The organism is Bradyrhizobium sp. LeoB3 (assembly GCF_055456055.1).
The window spans coordinates 1-15,985 of record NZ_JBVBEF010000075.1 but is presented as its reverse complement, the minus strand read 5'-3'; the positions used below and the strand labels follow the sequence as shown (position 1 = coordinate 15,985).

At 62.4% G+C, this 15,985-nt stretch carries 21 protein-coding genes; 1 reads left to right on the top strand and 20 read right to left on the bottom strand.

From position 1 onward, the window contains the following. Nucleotides 1-13: 13 nt before the first annotated feature. The 20 genes from ACZXDY_RS33350 to ACZXDY_RS33255 form a co-directional block, all read right to left on the bottom strand. Entirely contained in the window at nt 14-2,161 is a 2,148-nt protein-coding gene (locus ACZXDY_RS33350; protein ID WP_464348450.1) for a hypothetical protein, read from the bottom strand. Between the two features lie 213 nt (nt 2,162-2,374). Then, on the bottom strand, nt 2,375-3,640 hold the full coding sequence (locus ACZXDY_RS33345; RefSeq protein ID WP_464348449.1) for a phage tail protein I: 1,266 nt from the start codon (nt 3,638-3,640) through the stop codon (nt 2,375-2,377). Further along, nucleotides 3,633-4,538 carry a hypothetical protein gene (locus ACZXDY_RS33340; protein WP_464348448.1) on the bottom strand — a complete coding sequence of 302 codons (906 nt, stop codon included), beginning with the start codon at nt 4,536-4,538 and terminating at the stop codon, nt 3,633-3,635. The genes ACZXDY_RS33345 and ACZXDY_RS33340 overlap by 8 nt, the downstream gene beginning before the upstream one ends. Next, nucleotides 4,539-5,042 (bottom strand): GPW/gp25 family protein, encoded by a 504-nt coding sequence (locus ACZXDY_RS33335; RefSeq protein WP_464348447.1) that lies wholly within the window; start codon nt 5,040-5,042, stop codon nt 4,539-4,541. Between the two features lie 3 nt (nt 5,043-5,045). Then, a complete protein-coding gene (locus ACZXDY_RS33330; protein ID WP_464348446.1) occupies nt 5,046-5,270 on the bottom strand; it encodes a hypothetical protein in 225 nt (74 codons plus the stop codon). A gap of 14 nt (nt 5,271-5,284) precedes the next feature. Continuing rightward, nucleotides 5,285-5,449 carry a hypothetical protein gene (locus ACZXDY_RS33325; protein WP_464348445.1) on the bottom strand — a complete coding sequence of 55 codons (165 nt, stop codon included), beginning with the start codon at nt 5,447-5,449 and terminating at the stop codon, nt 5,285-5,287. A 3-nt stretch (nt 5,450-5,452) separates the two neighbouring features. Further along, the gene (locus ACZXDY_RS33320) at nt 5,453-6,346 is read right to left on the bottom strand and encodes a hypothetical protein (RefSeq protein WP_464348444.1); all 894 of its coding nucleotides are present in this window, start codon (nt 6,344-6,346) and stop codon (nt 5,453-5,455) included. A 1-nt stretch (nt 6,347) separates the two neighbouring features. After that, a complete protein-coding gene (locus ACZXDY_RS33315) occupies nt 6,348-6,947 on the bottom strand; it encodes a hypothetical protein (protein ID WP_464348443.1) in 600 nt (199 codons plus the stop codon). Further along, a complete protein-coding gene (locus tag ACZXDY_RS33310) occupies nt 6,948-7,742 on the bottom strand; it encodes a hypothetical protein (RefSeq protein ID WP_464348442.1) in 795 nt (264 codons plus the stop codon). Continuing rightward, the gene (locus ACZXDY_RS33305) at nt 7,739-8,116 is read right to left on the bottom strand and encodes a hypothetical protein (RefSeq protein WP_464348441.1); all 378 of its coding nucleotides are present in this window, start codon (nt 8,114-8,116) and stop codon (nt 7,739-7,741) included. Before ACZXDY_RS33305 ends, ACZXDY_RS33310 begins: the two co-directional genes overlap by 4 nt. Then, nucleotides 8,116-8,505 (bottom strand): DUF4054 domain-containing protein, encoded by a 390-nt coding sequence (locus ACZXDY_RS33300; RefSeq protein WP_464348440.1) that lies wholly within the window; start codon nt 8,503-8,505, stop codon nt 8,116-8,118. The genes ACZXDY_RS33305 and ACZXDY_RS33300 overlap by 1 nt, the downstream gene beginning before the upstream one ends. Before the next feature lie 51 nt (nt 8,506-8,556). After that, on the bottom strand, nt 8,557-8,880 hold the full coding sequence (locus tag ACZXDY_RS33295; RefSeq protein WP_464348439.1) for a hypothetical protein: 324 nt from the start codon (nt 8,878-8,880) through the stop codon (nt 8,557-8,559). Nucleotides 8,881-8,935: 55 nt separating this feature from the next. Next, nucleotides 8,936-9,940, bottom strand: a complete 1,005-nt coding sequence (locus tag ACZXDY_RS33290) for a hypothetical protein (protein ID WP_464348438.1) — start codon at nt 9,938-9,940, stop codon at nt 8,936-8,938. 58 nt (nt 9,941-9,998) lie between these two features. Beyond that, a complete protein-coding gene (locus ACZXDY_RS33285; protein WP_464348437.1) occupies nt 9,999-10,847 on the bottom strand; it encodes a hypothetical protein in 849 nt (282 codons plus the stop codon). A 157-nt stretch (nt 10,848-11,004) separates the two neighbouring features. Continuing rightward, entirely contained in the window at nt 11,005-11,220 is a 216-nt protein-coding gene (locus ACZXDY_RS33280) for a hypothetical protein (protein WP_464348436.1), read from the bottom strand. Nucleotides 11,221-11,304: 84 nt separating this feature from the next. After that, nucleotides 11,305-12,612 (bottom strand): SGNH/GDSL hydrolase family protein, encoded by a 1,308-nt coding sequence (locus ACZXDY_RS33275; RefSeq protein WP_464348435.1) that lies wholly within the window; start codon nt 12,610-12,612, stop codon nt 11,305-11,307. Nucleotides 12,613-12,627: 15 nt separating this feature from the next. Beyond that, a complete protein-coding gene (locus ACZXDY_RS33270; protein WP_464348434.1) occupies nt 12,628-12,804 on the bottom strand; it encodes a hypothetical protein in 177 nt (58 codons plus the stop codon). 8 nt (nt 12,805-12,812) lie between these two features. Next, a complete protein-coding gene (locus tag ACZXDY_RS33265) occupies nt 12,813-13,229 on the bottom strand; it encodes a hypothetical protein (RefSeq protein WP_464348433.1) in 417 nt (138 codons plus the stop codon). After that, entirely contained in the window at nt 13,226-13,555 is a 330-nt protein-coding gene (locus ACZXDY_RS33260) for a hypothetical protein (protein WP_464348432.1), read from the bottom strand. The genes ACZXDY_RS33265 and ACZXDY_RS33260 overlap by 4 nt, the downstream gene beginning before the upstream one ends. Further along, the gene (locus tag ACZXDY_RS33255) at nt 13,555-14,160 is read right to left on the bottom strand and encodes a hypothetical protein (protein WP_464348431.1); all 606 of its coding nucleotides are present in this window, start codon (nt 14,158-14,160) and stop codon (nt 13,555-13,557) included. The genes ACZXDY_RS33260 and ACZXDY_RS33255 overlap by 1 nt, the downstream gene beginning before the upstream one ends. Nucleotides 14,161-14,504: 344 nt before the next feature. On the opposite strand from ACZXDY_RS33255, the gene ACZXDY_RS33250 reads away from it, so the two are divergent. Then, nucleotides 14,505-14,978, top strand: a complete 474-nt coding sequence (locus ACZXDY_RS33250) for a hypothetical protein (RefSeq protein ID WP_464348430.1) — start codon at nt 14,505-14,507, stop codon at nt 14,976-14,978. Nucleotides 14,979-15,985 lie beyond the last annotated feature (1,007 nt).

Here is a 15,985-nt window from a genome sequence, read left to right as displayed (position 1 = left end):
GAGCGATTGCTGATTATGAACCGGAATAGACGAACGCCACGTCGAGCCGCTCGGCGACGTGATAGGTCGTCAGGACGTTGTCTGTGGCGCCCTCCATCCGGAAGCGGTAGGACGTGAGGTTGCCCATCCCGTAGTAGGTCAGATGAAAGATCACGGCGTTGGGATCGTCCGGCGCCACCTCCGCGGTGGCCACATCGGCCGGCCGCATGGTCGCATAGTTGGCGCCATGCAGCAGGAAGCACCGGAAATGATGGTGGTTGTTGCTGGCGAAGTTCGAGGCCGCGACATAGTCGGCCGCATCGCGCCATGACTCCAGCCGCACGTCGAGCGTGATCTTGTTGATCGTGGACATCGGACCACGCACCGCCGAGATGTGACGGAAGTCCGAGCGCGGGCGCCAGGTGGTGACGCGCGAGTTGGAGGAGACGCCGAGCGCAGGCTGGGTCGAGTCCGAGCCTTGGAAGCAGGCCCGGAACGGCAGCAGCGGCGGCAAGCCGGCAAACAGCGAGGCCGCCTGTCCCTCGCCGGTGAGCGCGGTCCATACCCCGTCCTTCTGCACCTCATACCAGAGGCTGGTGCCGTCAGGCACGATGGTGTCGGCATTGATGTCGATCGCCGCGATGCCGTTCTGCAGCTGCACCGGATTGAGCTGCACCTTGGTGAGGTTGGAGCGGAACTTGCAGAAGTAGGCCTCGAAGGCGAGATCTTCGGTCAAGTCGCCCTGAAACCAGTGGCCGTCGGTCGAATAGAAGAACGTGCCGGCGATGTAGTTGGTGTTCTTGAGCCGCCACACATAATGGTTGCCGGCGGTCATGACGATGATGCCGTAGCGGCCCTTGCCGAGGAAGGTCGGCTGGAACTGAAACGGGGTCCCGACCGGATTGGCGGCGGTGGCCGTCTTCAGGCTGCCGGCCGGCAAGGTCGAGCGCGCAATGATCTTGCTCGGGTCCGGGCTCTCATTGGTCAACTGGCAGATCAGCACCGTGACGTCGCCGGTCGCCGCCACGCGCGCGAAGAACAGGTTGATCTGGCAAAGCCAGCCATCCTGCGAATTGGGAAAGGTCTCGGCGATCACCGCGCCGTTGACGGAATAGTTGGTGACCACGCGGTCCCAATACGGCTCCATCACCGTGTCTTGCCAGACCTGTTGCAGGCGAATGACGTTGTGGGCATAGCCGCCCCACGCGGTCCCGATGACGTCCAGTGTCACCGCGCCCTCGACCTGGAACACCTCGCCGCCACGGTTGAAGGTCCAGTTGGCGTAATCGAACGTGCCGGTCTGCCAGAACTGGCTGTTGGAGCAGACCGTGAACGGGGTGCCGTAGCGTGTCACCTGCCGTGCCATCATCTTCTGCACCATGTCGACGGTCTGGTAGTTGTATTGCGCGATCGCGCATTCGTCGTCGAAGCCGACGTTGGAAATGCGGATCGCGGGGTCCCAGCCCGGCAGGATCACGTTATTGGTGTTCGTCACCAACGAATCGAGCGGATTGAGCAAGCCAAGCTGCGCGTCGAAGCCAGCCGCCGCCGGGAAGCGCACGCCTTCCTCGATCGAGGCTAGCCAGTCCGGATGCGCCGTGTCGGAATAGTCCGTGGTCAGGAAATGGTCCGCCGCCCATGCCGTATAGGTCGACGGCAGCCTGATCTTGTCCTTGATGCGGGCAACGTCGGCGGTCACCGCGCGAACGAATTCCCAGGGCGCCAGACCGAACAGCTTGGCAGCCAGCGCCAAGAGGTCAGAACGCAGGGTGTCGACCAGCGTGCCGATGACCTTGCGCCAGATGTCATACTCGTTGAGCCGGTTGTCGGCTTCGCGCAAGGTCGGCGTCAGGTTCTCATCGGCCCGAATGATGGACTCGATGCCGGTGGTTGACAGCGTCACATAAGCCACCGTCACCACGTCAGCCGAGACCGCCGGCGGCTGTGGGTCTGGCCCTTCGACGCCGCTCACTGGCCCGATGTTGGCCCAGCGCCAGTGCTCGGTTGCGGTCGCGCGAGCGACCGTGGCGCGGGTCTCGGCATCGGTCAGGAAGGTGCGCGGCTCCAGTTTGGAGTCGATCTCCTGGCCCCACACCGTGATGGCCACGATGCGGCGGGTGACCGCAGGCAAGCGCGACAGCAGGTCGATCGTGGTCCCGCCTTCGGTGTCGTTGAAGTACACCGCGCCATTATTGAACAGGTGGCCAGAGCCGACCGTAACCTCGGCCGGACCCGACTGGACAACGTTGAAGCCTTCAAAGGCGCGATCGGGGATCAGGAGCTTGCCGACGATCGTGTCGAAGCTGTCACGCGGAAAGGTGCCGAACTTCAGAAAGTCATCGCGGACGACCTTCTGCCACGTGTCGATAAGGACTCGTTTCTCCGCAGCGTTCTCCTACAGTATATCCGCAACCCAATCGGTGGCCGCGGTCGTGTCGGCGAGATAGTCGCCCATGGCAACCGGTCGTTTGACGGCAAACGTCACCAGCGCGGTGTCGCGCAAGGCCTTGCCGGCGTTGATGGCGCGCAGCGCTCGATCGATATGCGTGGGGTCCTCGTCGATGGCGAAGCCCTCACCGACCTCGGTCTCCTCGATGAACTGCGCCGGCAATGGTTCGCTGGTGAAGAGATCAACCATGAGTTCGGCGGTATAGGATGGCATTCCGACGCGGGTGGCATCGGAGAAGCTGATGCCCATGGTCATCGGCGCCGCAACAGCAGGATCGAGCAGATAGATGCGCTGCGCGAGCAACTTGTCGCCGCCATCCGGCTGGTCGGCATAGCGATCGTCGGAATAATCCTCGGTGAACACCATCCCGTTGCCACTGCCGACATCAGAGTTGATCTCGTAGCTCGGCGTGATCGGCTCCTGGCTCGGCGTCACGATCGTCAGCGTCACCTCTGAAGCATCGACGCTGTAGCTGCGATCGAGGCGCAGCGTGTACAGATCTGGCGTGACCTCTTCGAAACAGACGTAACGATCATCGTCGGAATAATCTTCCTCAACGATCAGGCCGAGCGAGGATTTGCCTGCGGTCGACAGCCGCTCGTAATCGACCGCCTCTGCATCCTTGAAGCCGGGCCGGTAGTCGACGAACGAGAGTGGGGTATCTGCTCCCAGATGCCGCAGCACCGCGTAGCGGCCACGGAGCGCAAAGCCATCGTCGATCGAACAGGCGTCCTGGTCAGCAAATCCCCAATCGAGGAAGAATTCGTCCAGCCCTCGCGTGCCTTCGCGCTGCGCGTAAGTCAACCGCAGCTCCGGCATCTGCTTGATCCAGGCGTTCCACTGCGCTGGGGTCAGGTCCGGCGAGGCATAGAAGCCCTGCGGCGGCGTCACGTGCTGGTCGAGCACATAGTTCGAGGCATCGAGCGCCATGCGGATGCCGCTGACGGTGCCGCGCAGGCTCTTGAACAGCCACTGGTTGGCGACCCATTCCCGCTTCTGCCCCTCGTTCCAATAGTCATCTTCCCACAGCGTCACGCCCATGGCGTAAGCAAGGAAGGGCAGGTTCTTGGTCTGAACGAGGTACGGGTCCCAGTTCTCGATGATCAGTTCGGCGTTGATGTCGAGCAAGCGCTCGGCATCGGCATCCGCCATGGCGCGCTCGAAGCCGGTGGCCGCCCGATAGAGCAGCTGCGCCCCAAAGCCATCACTCACGCCGGCCCCGATATTGGACGTCGACTGAGGTCACCCGCACCAGTCCCGTAGGATCGACCCGCACATCCTCGGTTGGGGACTCGATTACCGCGCTATGCACGCCGGTGAGCGCAAGCGCCTTGTTGATCTGCATCAAGGTGTGGTCCTCGCCGAGCCAGCGCAGGTTCTCAACCAGCGCGTTCAGGCTGTCCTTGACCGCAGCAACGATGGTCGGCGCATCCGGCCCCGGATACAGATACAGGCCAATGCGATAGGCGATGTCGCGCATGATCGGCGCGCGGATCGAGATCACGTCGGTGGTCCCTGCCCGTTTCTCGTCGATGATGTAGCTGCGGATTTGCAAAAGCTGCACCGTGGACGGCACCGGATTGTCGCCCTCCAACATGCAGGTGACGACGACGACCGGATCATCGACGAGCGATGGCCTGATCTTGACCACGGTCGCATCGCGCAAGGCGCCGCCAAGCGCGCTCAAGGCCCAGAATTCGTAGCTCTCGGCAACGCCATGGGGCGAGAGCGGATTCGGGGACGCCCAGATGCGATGCCGGTAGCGGTCGTCGTCCTCGCCTGTGAACCGTGGCACCCCGCCCGGATAGCGCGTGCCGATGGCGTCGAGGTCGGTGCCGGTGGCGAACGCCAGGGTGGTGGCGCGCGCCGCCTGATTGACCCGGTCGCGCAGCATCAACTCGAAATAGGTCGAGTTCTCCTGATTGATCTTGATCGGATCGAATTCGAGGTCGCCGACATCGTACTGCGCAGCGGCCGGCGGATCGTTCTCGGCCCACACCTGCTTGAAACGGGCCATGCGCGCCGAAATGATGGCCTCGGTGTCGATGGTCTCGAGCACGGACATCGTGCCGAGCTGCGACAGGTCAATGACCGAATAGCGCGCCGTCATTTAGACCTGCTCCCAGCCGCCGCTGGCCGAGCCGACCAGCCCGAAAGGCTGACGGGTCTCCGGGGTCGGATCACCTAAGTGACCGCGCGGCTTGTAGATGCCTTCGTTCCGGGTCTGGAGTTGGCCGGTCCGAAGTTCGTCGGACGAGGTCAATTCCGAGCCGTCTGCGCGCTTTGAGACCCTGATGCGGGTGATCGAATAGTTCGGCTCCCACAAGTCGATCGAGGCGGCGATCGCCCAATAGAAACGGGTGATGGTCCGCTCCACCGCGTTCTCGCCGAGTAGATGCGGGACGAATGAGCCGACCCAGCGCCGCAGCACCCGCTCGTGAAAGCGGGTCATGAAGATCATCGCCATGCTCTGCCGGACGTGCTTCCAGCCGACGATCATCTTGCCGGTCGAGCGATCGATCCCGACGCGCACCGGCGCCAGGACGCGCGTCTCCTGCCGCAGTTCCGGCCACGCATCGTAGCGCGGATCGTACAGTTCGCTGATCTTGGCCAAGGCTTAAGCCTTCGCGCCGTGGAACTGCTTGACCAGGCTGCTTGCAGCGGCCGACAGTTGCGCCTTCGGCGTCACGCCGATGGTGCCCTGGTCGATCAGGTAAGCAGCCTGCCCGGCGGACAGGCGCACCACGCGTGCCCCATCGTGCTCGATGATCTCGACGCCCGCGATCCGCTTCAGGCTGTCATCGTAGACGTGATACTCGTTGACCGGTTTCCTTTGCACCATGGTCGTGCTCCTCACTAGTAACGATACAAGCGCCCGCTGCGGCGCAGATGCAGCTTGACGACTTCGACGGGCTCCGGCGGATCACCCTCGAAGGTCGCCATGAGCAACAACCCGAGCGGCCTCAAGACCATGTTGATGCGGGCTGCGAAGCGTAAGTAGAGCCGGGTTTTCATGCTCATCAGCTATTCCCCGAATTTGATGTAGACGTTCTTCGACACGGGACCTTGATCCTCGTAGCCGCCGGTATCCTTGGTGCCCTTGCCCGAGATCAGCTTGTCTGCCTCGGGGTCGCCGAGCAGGGTCTTGCCGTCCGTGACGATCTCGTCGGACGTCAGGGTGATCTTGGTGCCGAGCATGGTGATGGTCGAATTGCCGACCTTGAAGGTGATCTGGTCGGAGGCCTCGAACAGGATGTGGCCTTCCTGCGGCTTGTCCTCGGAGAGCTGGCCGCCCTTCTTCTTGACCCGGACGTGGTACATGCCCTTCGGCTTGGACTGATACTTCTGCTGCCCAGCCTGGGAGCCGTGCTCCTCGGAATCATCGTCCTTCTGGATTTCGCCGGCGCGCACCAGCACCAAGGCATCCTTGTCCGGATCGAACTGCTTTTTCTTCTTCTGCTGCGAAGTCGAGGCCGATCCGCTTTGCTGCTCATCGTCGTCGGTCGATTCCGGCGCGATCCAGAACTCCTGCCCATCCGGCTTGGTCTTGGAGCGGATCGTGTCCTGCTGATAGGTCTCCTCGTTCTGCCCCGACTTGTTGGCGTGGTCCGGATGCTCGAAATTCTTGTTCGGGGCAAACGGCGCGACGATCGCCTGGCTCATGTCGCCGTTGGGGCAGAACAGCGTCAGGTTCTGGCCCTTCTTGTAGAAGCGGCGTTCACGCGCGCCGCCACGATGGTTGATGGTATCCAGCCACGGCCCGAGCACATCCTGCCCGTTCTTATTCTGGCCCAGCACCATGCGCATCTTGTCGCCCTTGACCTCATGCACGGTGGCCGGGCGGATCATGTTGCCGACGATGCGACGCAGCGAGGCAATTTCGGCCATCAGCTTGTCGATGGCATCATTGGCGGCCATGTCACAACACCCGCAAGCTGAACTTGATCTCGTTTCGGAGCCGTTCCCTCAGCCGCTCCAAGGTCACGCTGGCGAGCTCGAGGCTCTGGCCCTTCCGAAACGCCACCGGCAATTCCCGCCGTGAGCGATAGGGCTGCACCACGCAGCGGCAGTACGGATGGGCGGGAAGCAAGGTCCGTGCTTCCTCGATCTTGTAGGGACCGCCCTCCTCCAAGGCCTCGCAGATCTTGCAGACCTCCTCGTCGCCCATGGTGACGATGTTGACCAATTCCTCGGCGTGAAAGTAATCGTCGGGACGGCGGTTGAACCGTCTGGCGCCCGGCATCGGTCGCGTGGCCGGCGCCTCGATCAGCGCGGCCGATGCGTCGATCGAGTAATACAGGTTGGCGGGCGACGCCCTGGTGACCACGATGTCCCGGCGCAGCACCCGATCGTCCATGCCGGTCTGTGCCGCGACCACCTCGACCACGTCATCCAGAAGCTGATCGCCGAGCTTGTTCAAAGCTCTGGCCGCAAGGCCCCTGATGTTTTGCGGCGCCTTCTCGGTGTTCTGCATGAACTTGACGAGGTCGGCGCTGTCGATCCTGATATTGATGGCCATTTAACCATCGTCCGGCTCAAGCAGCGGAAAGAAGGTCAGGTCGGCATCGAACACCGGCTCTGCCGAAGTCAGGGGATGCCCCGCCTCGTCGCCATCCGGCATCGGCGCAACGCCAGTGCCGCGAATGCCGGCATCGGTGAGGCCCAGCCAGGCTTGCTGCTGCCGCCAGTCGGGCGAAGCGGTATCGTTCAGGACCCGTTCGACCAGATCGGCCGCTTCCTTCATGCCGAGCGCGGCAAATTCGTCCTTCCGCGCCAAGCGGATCGGATGATCGTCGTCCAGCACCACGCCGGGGGCGGGAGCAGCAATGGTGTCGCAGATCAAGGTCAACTGCCGCGCCGCCCAGCGAGTGCCGCGGTCATGCGATCCGCCGCGCACCGAGGGACTGCGGATGATCTTGTTGACCAGCTGCCGAAACACCTCGCCGAACGGCGAGGTGGGATCGGAGACGACCGCGGCGACAATCTGGCTTTCCAGAATGTCGACCAGGGCCTCCATCGCCTGATCGGTCTGCGGAATGTTGAGGACGGTGCCCTTGTTCTTGACCGTTGCCGCACTGGCAATGCCGAACTCGAACACCACCGACATGCGATGGTCGCCGCAATAGACGTCGCGGCCAAAGATGCCTTCCGTGGTGTCGTTGTCGGTGAACACCGTGATGTACGGCTTGCGCTCGTTCTGAATCGCGTCGAGCAGCGGGGTGTTGTCGGAATCGTACACCCGCTTTTCGGCGAAGGTGCGGTCCATCAAGGCGGCGACCGCACTCATCCGCGACACCATGCGGATCAGGCTCACGGGTTGTCTTTCACCGTGAGCAGGTGCAGCACCGGGCGGCCATAATGCGCGGGCTCGATGAAGGAAATCTCGAACAGGCCGCCGGTCTTCTTCAGCAGCACCCGATCGCCCTCGCGGATGCCAGCCATATAGCTCGGCTGCACCTCCAAGAGCAGATCGGCTTCAAGGCGCTTGGCGATGAAGCCGGAATCGGACCGCAGGATGGCGCCCTTGGAGACCACAACGCCCCTGGCCGGCACGATCGCGCGCGATGAGTCCGCGATCGGCTGCGACAGGTAGCTGCCGGTGATCATGGGCCGAAGCTCGATGTCCTCGCCGTAGAAGCCATCGATCGCATTTTCCAGCACCAGCGCATAATCATCGAAGCCCGGCATCAGGCCCTCATGATGAAGACTGGATTGCGCCGCAGCATCATCAGGTACTGCTGACCGTAGATGGTCTGCGAAAGACCGCTGCCGCTGGTCGTCTCTTGGGAAGCGGTGTCGAACTGCACTGTGCGATCGGCCACCGTGATGGACGTCACCGCGCCGGTCTGAACGCCGCCCTGCTGCGCCTGGATATTGGCGGCACGCGCCATCATCACCAGATGGGCCGCCAGATACAGCATGGCGATCGGACGATCGGCTTCGCGCCAAGCGCTGTCGTCATCGACCACGCGATGGGCGTCGTCGATGTACATCCTGACCTCGTCATCATCGGCCATTTCGACACTGATTGCCTTGAAGCGCAGGCGGAATTGCGCCAGTTCCTCGTCGATCGCCATGCTCGGCCCTCTCACAGGAAACCTGCCCAGTTCAAGACCGGGCAGCTTTCGTCACTTGCGCGCCTTTTCGGCCGCCTTTTCCTTGACCGGCTCTTCCTTGGTCGGCTCCGGCTCTTCGGTTTCGGCCTCGTCGCCATCGTCGTCGCTCTCGCCGGCAAGCGGCGGTGGCGTGCCGGCGCGATCGACCACGGCCGACAACTCCATCAGCTTCTTCAATTGATCCCCCTTCTCCTTGGAGCGCTCGACTGCACCGTCCGGGATCTGGCGATCGCCGAGCACGTTGGCGATGGATTCGGCGGCACGCGAGGCCTGCTCGGCATCACGGATACGCTCATGCAGCGCCTGCGGATCGAGGGGCTTGGCTCTCCTGGCCATCAGACTTCTCCTGTTTGTTGAACCTGAAAGGGCGCCCGGCTCAGCCAGGCAGCCCTCAGCCGTTGGTGATCACAGCGACGACGCGCACCAGTTTGGGATCGTAGACCCGCGACCAGTTGGCGCCGTTGGCCAGTTCATCGTTGGTGGGGCTTTCGCCGGCGATGCTGGCCGAGGTGAACTTGACCCCGCGGGGGTGCATCACCCAATGCCTGCGATACCAGACGGTCTGCACGCCCTCGCCGTTACCAGCGGCGGGCGCCGAGTCGAACTCGACCGGAATGGCCGGACCGCCGCCACCGGTCGCCTCCGCATAGGCGAGCGCGCCAAGCGCGAACAAATACGTGGAGTACTTGTAGCCGTTGGTGGTGCAGGGAACGCGCGGACAGGCGTCGTTGACGATGATGCGCTTGTCATCCCAGAACTCGAAGTCGAGCCCGGTGACCGGGTCCTTCTTGAAGTAGATCGCCCGCTGCGCACGCAGGTTCCAGTAGACGCGGGAGTGCATCATCGCCGCGACCAAGCTCTGGCCCTGATCGCCCAGAAGCGCGTGGGCGTTCGAGGAGACGTCGGCATCGAGCAGCACGCCGCTTCCTGCGGCATCTTCCGAGGCGACGGGGAGGACGTGATCGGCCATCGAGGGCGATGCGAACACGCCGTTCAGCTGGTAGCCGAGGATGACCTGCTCCTCACGCACCCAGTATTCGGCGATCAGCTGCGCCACCACGTCGAGCGGATCTTCCGCCAGAAGTGCGGACACCAGATTGGCCGCCGAGACACCGTAGTTGCGGCGAATCTTGCGGGCGATGTCCTGGCCCTGGTTCAGCTTGTTCGGGGTGGCGTTCTGCGCCGGATCGTCGCTGGAGACGTTGGACGGTCCGGTGAGATCGTTCCAGAACGGCAGCTGCACGATGTCGCCGGGGCCGTTCGCAAACGTCTGAATTTGCGGATCAGACGACGCAATGCCGGAGGTGCGGATCGTGGTCAGGGTCTGGATGCGCTGGATAACGGTGGGCAGAAACAACGGCCCATAGATGACATCGGTAAGGCGAGTAACCGCCATCGGATTGTCCTTTCTTTCTTGAGGGAAAAATCGGCTCGCCTTGCCGTTGGCTTGGGGCTTACCAGGCCGGGGTCACGCCAGCGGCTTGCGCCAGCTGCCGTGCCTTTTCCGGGTTGGTTCGGATCAGCTCTTGCTGTTTGGTGAGGTTCGGCTTCACCTTGCCGCCCTTGGTGTCCCAAGGGTTGTCGCCGAGAGTGCGTGAATCGTTGCCATTGGCACCGCCGCCCGAGGGCTTGGTCACGAAGGCCTTGCCCTCGTCCGACTGCACCCACTTCATGACGAACTTCGGAATGTCCTGCTCGCCGAGATCGGTTTCGACCACGGCCTCATACTTGTCGCCCTCGTTCTTGACCTTGACGCTGTCGCGGAGCATCGCCTTGGCCGCCTTGAGGTAGGCCTTGTCGACACCGGCAGCGACCAGCGCCTGGGTCAGGCCGTCATCGACCAGGAGGGCGTTGATGAACTTGTCCTTCTTGGCGAGGATTTCGTCCTTCGACTTGAGATCGTTCGCGGCCTTGGTCTCCAGCGTCTTGATGCGCTGTTCGTACATATTGCGGGCTGCCTGCAGCTTCTCGTCATCGGTCTTCTTGTAATTCGGGTCCTTCTGGCGCTCGGCTTCTTCGTCGAGTAGGCGCTGATATTCGTCAGGGTCGAAATCTTCGGGAATTTTCTCGAGTCGCTTGCGCGCCTCGGTCAATTCGGTGTTGAGGCGCTGCTTGTCGTTCTTGACCCGATCGAACGCGGTCTTCAGAGCGAGCACGTCGGGATGGGCCTGTGGCTCGACGATGTCGAGCGCGAACATCTCCTTCTCCTGACCGTCTGGTCCCTTGACCTTGACCTGCTTGTATTCCGAGTGGAACGCCTCTGCGACATCGTCGAGGGTTTCCAGAAGTGCCTTAAGTGCCATGGTGGTCTCCGTTGTCCGGCATTGCCGGTGCCGTCATTGACGGACTTTGCTTTTTGCGGACATGCCGCTTCGTTCGCCCGGCCCCGATTGGGCAGGACGCAATTCAAAGAAAAAGCCGCCCGAAGGCGGCTTGATTTATTGGGATAAGGCGGTGGTTTCAGTGGACCTGCCAGGCCGGCTCCTCGCGGCTGGCGATATACAGTCCATGGATGGAAGTGATGCTCTCATCCTCCAACAGCCTGACCAAGGCCCGCATCACCTTGATCTCGTGCAGGCGCGTCATCAACACGATGCTGCTGATCGTGAGTGGCCGCAATCGTAGCGCCCGATAAACCTGCGCCGCCTCTTGTCTCAAGATCGCCGGATGGGTCATGTGGTCCTCGAAGAAAACAACGAGGACAGATTCTATCCGGCCAACATTTGCGTGGAAGAAGGAGATTTCCCTCCCCCTTTCCTCCTACTGAGCGGCCGGCACCTTGCGGAAGTACGGGCGAGACCAGGTGACGTCGGCAGCCACGTTACCGCCAGCGAATGTGAGGGTTGCCTGCACGGTCACCGAGGTCACCGCGGCCGCCAAGGTGGCGATCACAGGCGTGCGCAAGGTGCCGGTGAGAAGCGGCGCACCATCGTAGAGCGGAGGCGAACTGGGGAGCGGCGTGAGGCCTGTGGCGCCGCAACCGAGCGTGACGCCACGCAGGTTCTGCGAGCCGGCCGCCAGGATGAATTCGATGCAGGCCTCAAAGCTGTCACCAACCGCGCCGGCGATCTGGCACGGATTGGAGAAGTTGACCACGCGGCCGGCAGTGCCATTGGCGCCAGAGACCTGGATGCGCTGCGCAGCGGCAGCGCCCATGGTGGTCTTGGAGGCAGCTACGGTCATGGTGTCGTTCTGCGACACAGTCCAGCCGGTGGCGACCTCACCGGTCGCGCTGGTCAGGGTGCCGGTCGTGCCGGCGAGCTGCGGGTTGTCGGCCGCGAGCAGCGCGTTGCTGGAGTCCAGATACAGATCCGAGAACAGCGAGGTGTCGCTGATGCTGTTGAGCGCGGTCGCGAACGAGTTGCCGAGCTTGATCGCACCGATGTAATTCGGATGCAGGCCTTCGATGGTATCGGTTGCCGGATTCCATGTGGCCTCAAGGCTCGGCGCGATAACCACGCGGCCACTGTAAGCCGACAAATCGCTGGGCAGACCCTGGATCAGCGTATTCAGCGCCTTCCGATCGGCCTCGCGCTGGGGCTGTGTGCCGAGGTTCGCCCATGTGGTGTCATTGCGCGGCAGTACCCGCGAGACGATGACGTACTGAGCGCCGCCGTCGAGGTAGCCTTTCACGCAATTGCGGATGTTGCTGTAGATGGTCGCGGGCGTATCCGAGGTGCTGCCAAGATCGTTGGTGCCGCCCAGGAACGTGACGACCTTCGGGTTCAGCGCGGTGACCTGAGCAATCTGCGTCGCCATCTGCGCCGCAGTCTGTCCGCCAGCCGCCTGATTCCAGCCGAGCGGGCGGAAGAAGCGGCCACGCGAGCGGATGTCGGCATAGGTGGCCCACTGCGGACCATTGGAGCCAGCGGTGATGCTGTCGCCCTCGGCCACCCAGCGGGAATTGAGGGTCAGCAAGGGACGCGAAGGAGCAGATGGGGGCGGCGCGGCATGGTCCTGTTCGTCCTCGCCATAGAGCAGTTCGAACCGAGCTGCAGGCCAGACACCGCTCCCCTGCCCATCCTGTCGCCGCCTGCGCCGCTCGCGCGGCTTTCCTAGCAATGCCATCGTATGGGCCTCCCTTCAGCGGTACAGATACCGGGCGCGGTAGCGGCGCGACAATTGATCGGCGTGCTTCTCGAGGAAGCGGGCCTGCCGACGCAGCCACTGCGCCACCTCTTTGCGGCCGCGCTCGGTCATGTCCCGGGCGTCGCGGATCACGACGGTGGCAGCCGACTTGACTTGCTTCTTGCAGGCCATAACCACTCCTACTTCGACAGGTTCTCGTCGTTGCGGATCGCAAGCTCCGTTGCAGCGGCATACAGCCGTCGCGACAATGCCATCGCGGCGGCCTCGTCCAGCCTGAGCGGTCCCGGCGCGAGCAGTTCGATGTGATCCTTCTCAACCTTGACCGCGCCGACATCGCGCGGATCAAAGGTGGAGATCAAAGACAGGCCGTCCTCGAAGGCGATCGAGATGATCTTGCGGCCATCGGCGGCGATGTACTTGACCGGACCGGCCCCTAGGCTTGCGGTATCGAGAATGCCAAGGCGAACGGTGGCCACCGGCCTGTCGCCGCCGCCATGCGCCCACGTGATCGAGGTGACGATCGGAGAGATGTCGGCATCGCCCACCATGACCTTGGTGCCGTGCTGAGTGCCGTCGGATTCTATCCTGATCGTCATGTCGAGTTGCGCCGCTCCCTGCGCTTGAGCTGTTCAAGGGTGAGTTCGTTGCCGCGGACATCGACGAAGCCGGATACGCTGACCTTGCCGGCGCGATACAGCTTGCCCTTGGACTTGCCGAGCAGCTTATCCTGGGTCGCGGCGTCCTGCGCTTTCAGCCATTGCCGGAAGGTCTGCCGATACGGCTTTTCGCCCGGCAACAGAAACAAAAGAGCGCAGCGGCAGCCGTTGTGGAACGGCGGCCCATCATCCTCGGCCTCGACGAAAGTGCCGTCGCGCGCACCGCATTCGACGCAGGTGTCGGAATCCAGCGTCGCTGTCACCATCAATCGAGTTCGCGCCACAGCATCATCCTTGACGCATTGGCGGTGTGATTGACCGCCGAGCGCACCAGATGGGCGGTCGCATGACGCGCCATCGCCAGTGCGCCGTCCTTAAAGCACCGCGCCTCGGTGCCGCGCACTTTCCGGATCAAGGCCATCGGCTCGGCCTCCGCGACGATCACCTTGCGCAAGAACCTGAACTTGTTGTCGCGCTGGCTCTCGAACGCCTGATGCACGGTCTGGCCGCGAATAAAGCGCCTCGCCTTCAAGGCGTCCGGATTGAACACCGCCTTCGCTTCAATGCCGCTCTCACCCAGAAGCTTTGTGCAGAACTCGACCTCGTATTCCGCCACCGCCAACAGCTCCCGCCACAGGCTTTCCATCAGCTCGGCATAAGCCTCGGCGTTGATCTGGCCGATGGTCTTGATCGCCGCGTCGCGGTGCTGGACCGGAATTCGCTCCATCGCGGATGCCGCGAACTTGCCAAGCTCCATCACGATGCGGTGGTCGTGCGCATCGATTTTGGCCAGCGCCTGCCTGGCCAGGCTCGCTGCGACGTGCTGGAGACCGATGTGGTGGTTGATCTGGCCGTCGTGCAGCTTATTCATCGTCGATGGCGCGCTGTCATGGCCTTGTACCCATAAAACCGTCCGCGTGATGCACGAAGACTACGTCCGCTTTGCCCCTATGACGACCAAGTTCGTGCGGCATCGCAATATGTCGCGATGGGCCAGTAGGCGACATCGCGGCGACGCGCTGAGGAGGCCGACACTGGGGTGGCCTCAATCGTCATCCTGCCGAGGGAACGGCGGGTCCGAGCATTTGGGCCCTAAAACCCCGGCATGAGAATCAAATAGGCACCAAGCCGGACCTAAACTTTATAGAGCGCTCGGAACGAAATTTATCTGACGCGGTTTAGCGCGAATGATGCGTCGCTTCAGAGGAGCTGAGCATGAAGAAAAGCATTCTTGTTGGGCTTGCTATCCTCACTGTCTCCACTTCTGCCGCTTCGGCATGGACTCATCAAAGCTACCGGAATAGCCACCGGCCTCACTATGGTTCCGCCTACGGCGCGACTAGGGCCGCCCAAAGCGAAGCCATGACCAACCGCGCTTACAACGCTTACAACAACGGCTATTATGGTCCGGGTTATGCGCGTTCAGGCTTCTGGCCGGCCGATGCAGCCGGCGCGGCGATTGGAACGGCCGGGGCCGTCGCCGCTGGCGCAGTCAATACCGCAGGCGCGATTGCAACGGCACCATTCCGGCCCGCTAATTCCTATGGCTATTACCCGGCTAATTCCTACGCCATGGCTCCGAGCGGTGTGAGCAGCAAGGACCACGCGCAGTATATGAAAAATCTGCGCGACTCCGGGTATGATCGGAAGAACGACTTCAACGCGAACGGGACCGTAAAGACGCAATAGCGCCAGGTCTCGTGGAACACCGAAGCTAGCGATCGCAAGACAGTAAAAAAAGCCCGGAGGCGGAAGACTTCCGGGCGGCGGGCTTTGCGTGCGCAAAGCCTTTGCCTGCTGCGCCTTGCCATAGGCGCGACTGTCAACCGGGCGTCAAGAGTCAGGGAACGGCAACAGGCTCAAAGCGCAACAGGCTCAAAGCGTCGGCAGCTAACGGTGACCGCACAAGCAACTGGCTCGCGTATCCTCGGCTGGTACGCAGCACTTCAAGCAATCCATGTCTCTTGTGGGTCAGATTCGCAATTGGCGGGCCAGCGCATTTTGGACCGCTTTCCACCCGGTAGCTGACCTACTCTTCGGCGGTCGTTGATGGCAGCCAAGGGCCTATAACCGGAAGCCGCTAAATCTGTTACCACTTGGCGATCAGAACGCCATCGTGCCAATGCCGGGAGCGGGCTAGTCCACCACCCGTCAGCACTGTTCGGCCGCCCCTGTCTATCGACGCACCGGTCCAATTATAACAATTGTATGACACGCGGAATGCGCCAAAGGCCAGCTCACCTTCATATTCGACATGGGTGGAACCGAAGATCGGTGCTACGCAGCGCGGGTGGAGAAGAGCACCTTTTGCGGCTTGCGTACTTTCGCGCTGCAACTGCATCGAGACTGCCGTTTGCACTGACTCTCTTCCTTCCCTTACTCGCCGTGCTCATGTCGCGGCGCAAGCCCCTAAGATTGATCCGTTCGTGTCGATGAGGACTCACGCTTGAGCCGACATCCAGTTGGAATATCCGAATTTGCAAGTGAGTTGGATCTCAGCGCGAGTAGCGACAGCAGATCTAAGATATGTTAAAGCCGCCGCTTCGCACCGCCCGGAATGAAGCGCCTCACCGCGGGCCATCTGCAGTGACGCGTCCGGGCGGAATGCCTAACTGTCTCCTGGCAACACTGCCGGTATCGGATCTCGATCTGTTGCGGCCCGCGCTGGAGACGGTCGCGCTCGATCAGGACGCGAT

What these genes read in the sequence shown, in the direction of transcription:
- ACZXDY_RS33260 (WP_464348432.1), bottom strand. Translation starts at nt 13,555, where the DNA reads ATGGTGACAGCGACGCTGGATTCCGACACCTGCGTCGAATGCGGTGCG.
- ACZXDY_RS33255 (WP_464348431.1), bottom strand. Translation starts at nt 14,160, where the DNA reads ATGAATAAGCTGCACGACGGCCAGATCAACCACCACATCGGTCTCCAG.
- ACZXDY_RS33325 (WP_464348445.1), bottom strand. Translation starts at nt 5,449, where the DNA reads ATGAGCATGAAAACCCGGCTCTACTTACGCTTCGCAGCCCGCATCAAC.
- ACZXDY_RS33330 (WP_464348446.1), bottom strand. Translation starts at nt 5,270, where the DNA reads ATGGTGCAAAGGAAACCGGTCAACGAGTATCACGTCTACGATGACAGC.
- ACZXDY_RS33295 (WP_464348439.1), bottom strand. Translation starts at nt 8,880, where the DNA reads ATGGCCAGGAGAGCCAAGCCCCTCGATCCGCAGGCGCTGCATGAGCGT.
- ACZXDY_RS33315 (WP_464348443.1), bottom strand. Translation starts at nt 6,947, where the DNA reads ATGGCCATCAATATCAGGATCGACAGCGCCGACCTCGTCAAGTTCATG.
- ACZXDY_RS33265 (WP_464348433.1), bottom strand. Translation starts at nt 13,229, where the DNA reads ATGACGATCAGGATAGAATCCGACGGCACTCAGCACGGCACCAAGGTC.
- ACZXDY_RS33290 (WP_464348438.1), bottom strand. Translation starts at nt 9,940, where the DNA reads ATGGCGGTTACTCGCCTTACCGATGTCATCTATGGGCCGTTGTTTCTG.
- ACZXDY_RS33270 (WP_464348434.1), bottom strand. Translation starts at nt 12,804, where the DNA reads ATGGCCTGCAAGAAGCAAGTCAAGTCGGCTGCCACCGTCGTGATCCGC.
- ACZXDY_RS33305 (WP_464348441.1), bottom strand. Translation starts at nt 8,116, where the DNA reads ATGCCGGGCTTCGATGATTATGCGCTGGTGCTGGAAAATGCGATCGAT.
- ACZXDY_RS33280 (WP_464348436.1), bottom strand. Translation starts at nt 11,220, where the DNA reads ATGACCCATCCGGCGATCTTGAGACAAGAGGCGGCGCAGGTTTATCGG.
- ACZXDY_RS33285 (WP_464348437.1), bottom strand. Translation starts at nt 10,847, where the DNA reads ATGGCACTTAAGGCACTTCTGGAAACCCTCGACGATGTCGCAGAGGCG.
- ACZXDY_RS33275 (WP_464348435.1), bottom strand. Translation starts at nt 12,612, where the DNA reads ATGGCATTGCTAGGAAAGCCGCGCGAGCGGCGCAGGCGGCGACAGGAT.
- ACZXDY_RS33250 (WP_464348430.1), top strand. Translation starts at nt 14,505, where the DNA reads ATGAAGAAAAGCATTCTTGTTGGGCTTGCTATCCTCACTGTCTCCACT.
- ACZXDY_RS33320 (WP_464348444.1), bottom strand. Translation starts at nt 6,346, where the DNA reads ATGGCCGCCAATGATGCCATCGACAAGCTGATGGCCGAAATTGCCTCG.
- ACZXDY_RS33340 (WP_464348448.1), bottom strand. Translation starts at nt 4,538, where the DNA reads ATGACGGCGCGCTATTCGGTCATTGACCTGTCGCAGCTCGGCACGATG.
- ACZXDY_RS33300 (WP_464348440.1), bottom strand. Translation starts at nt 8,505, where the DNA reads ATGGCGATCGACGAGGAACTGGCGCAATTCCGCCTGCGCTTCAAGGCA.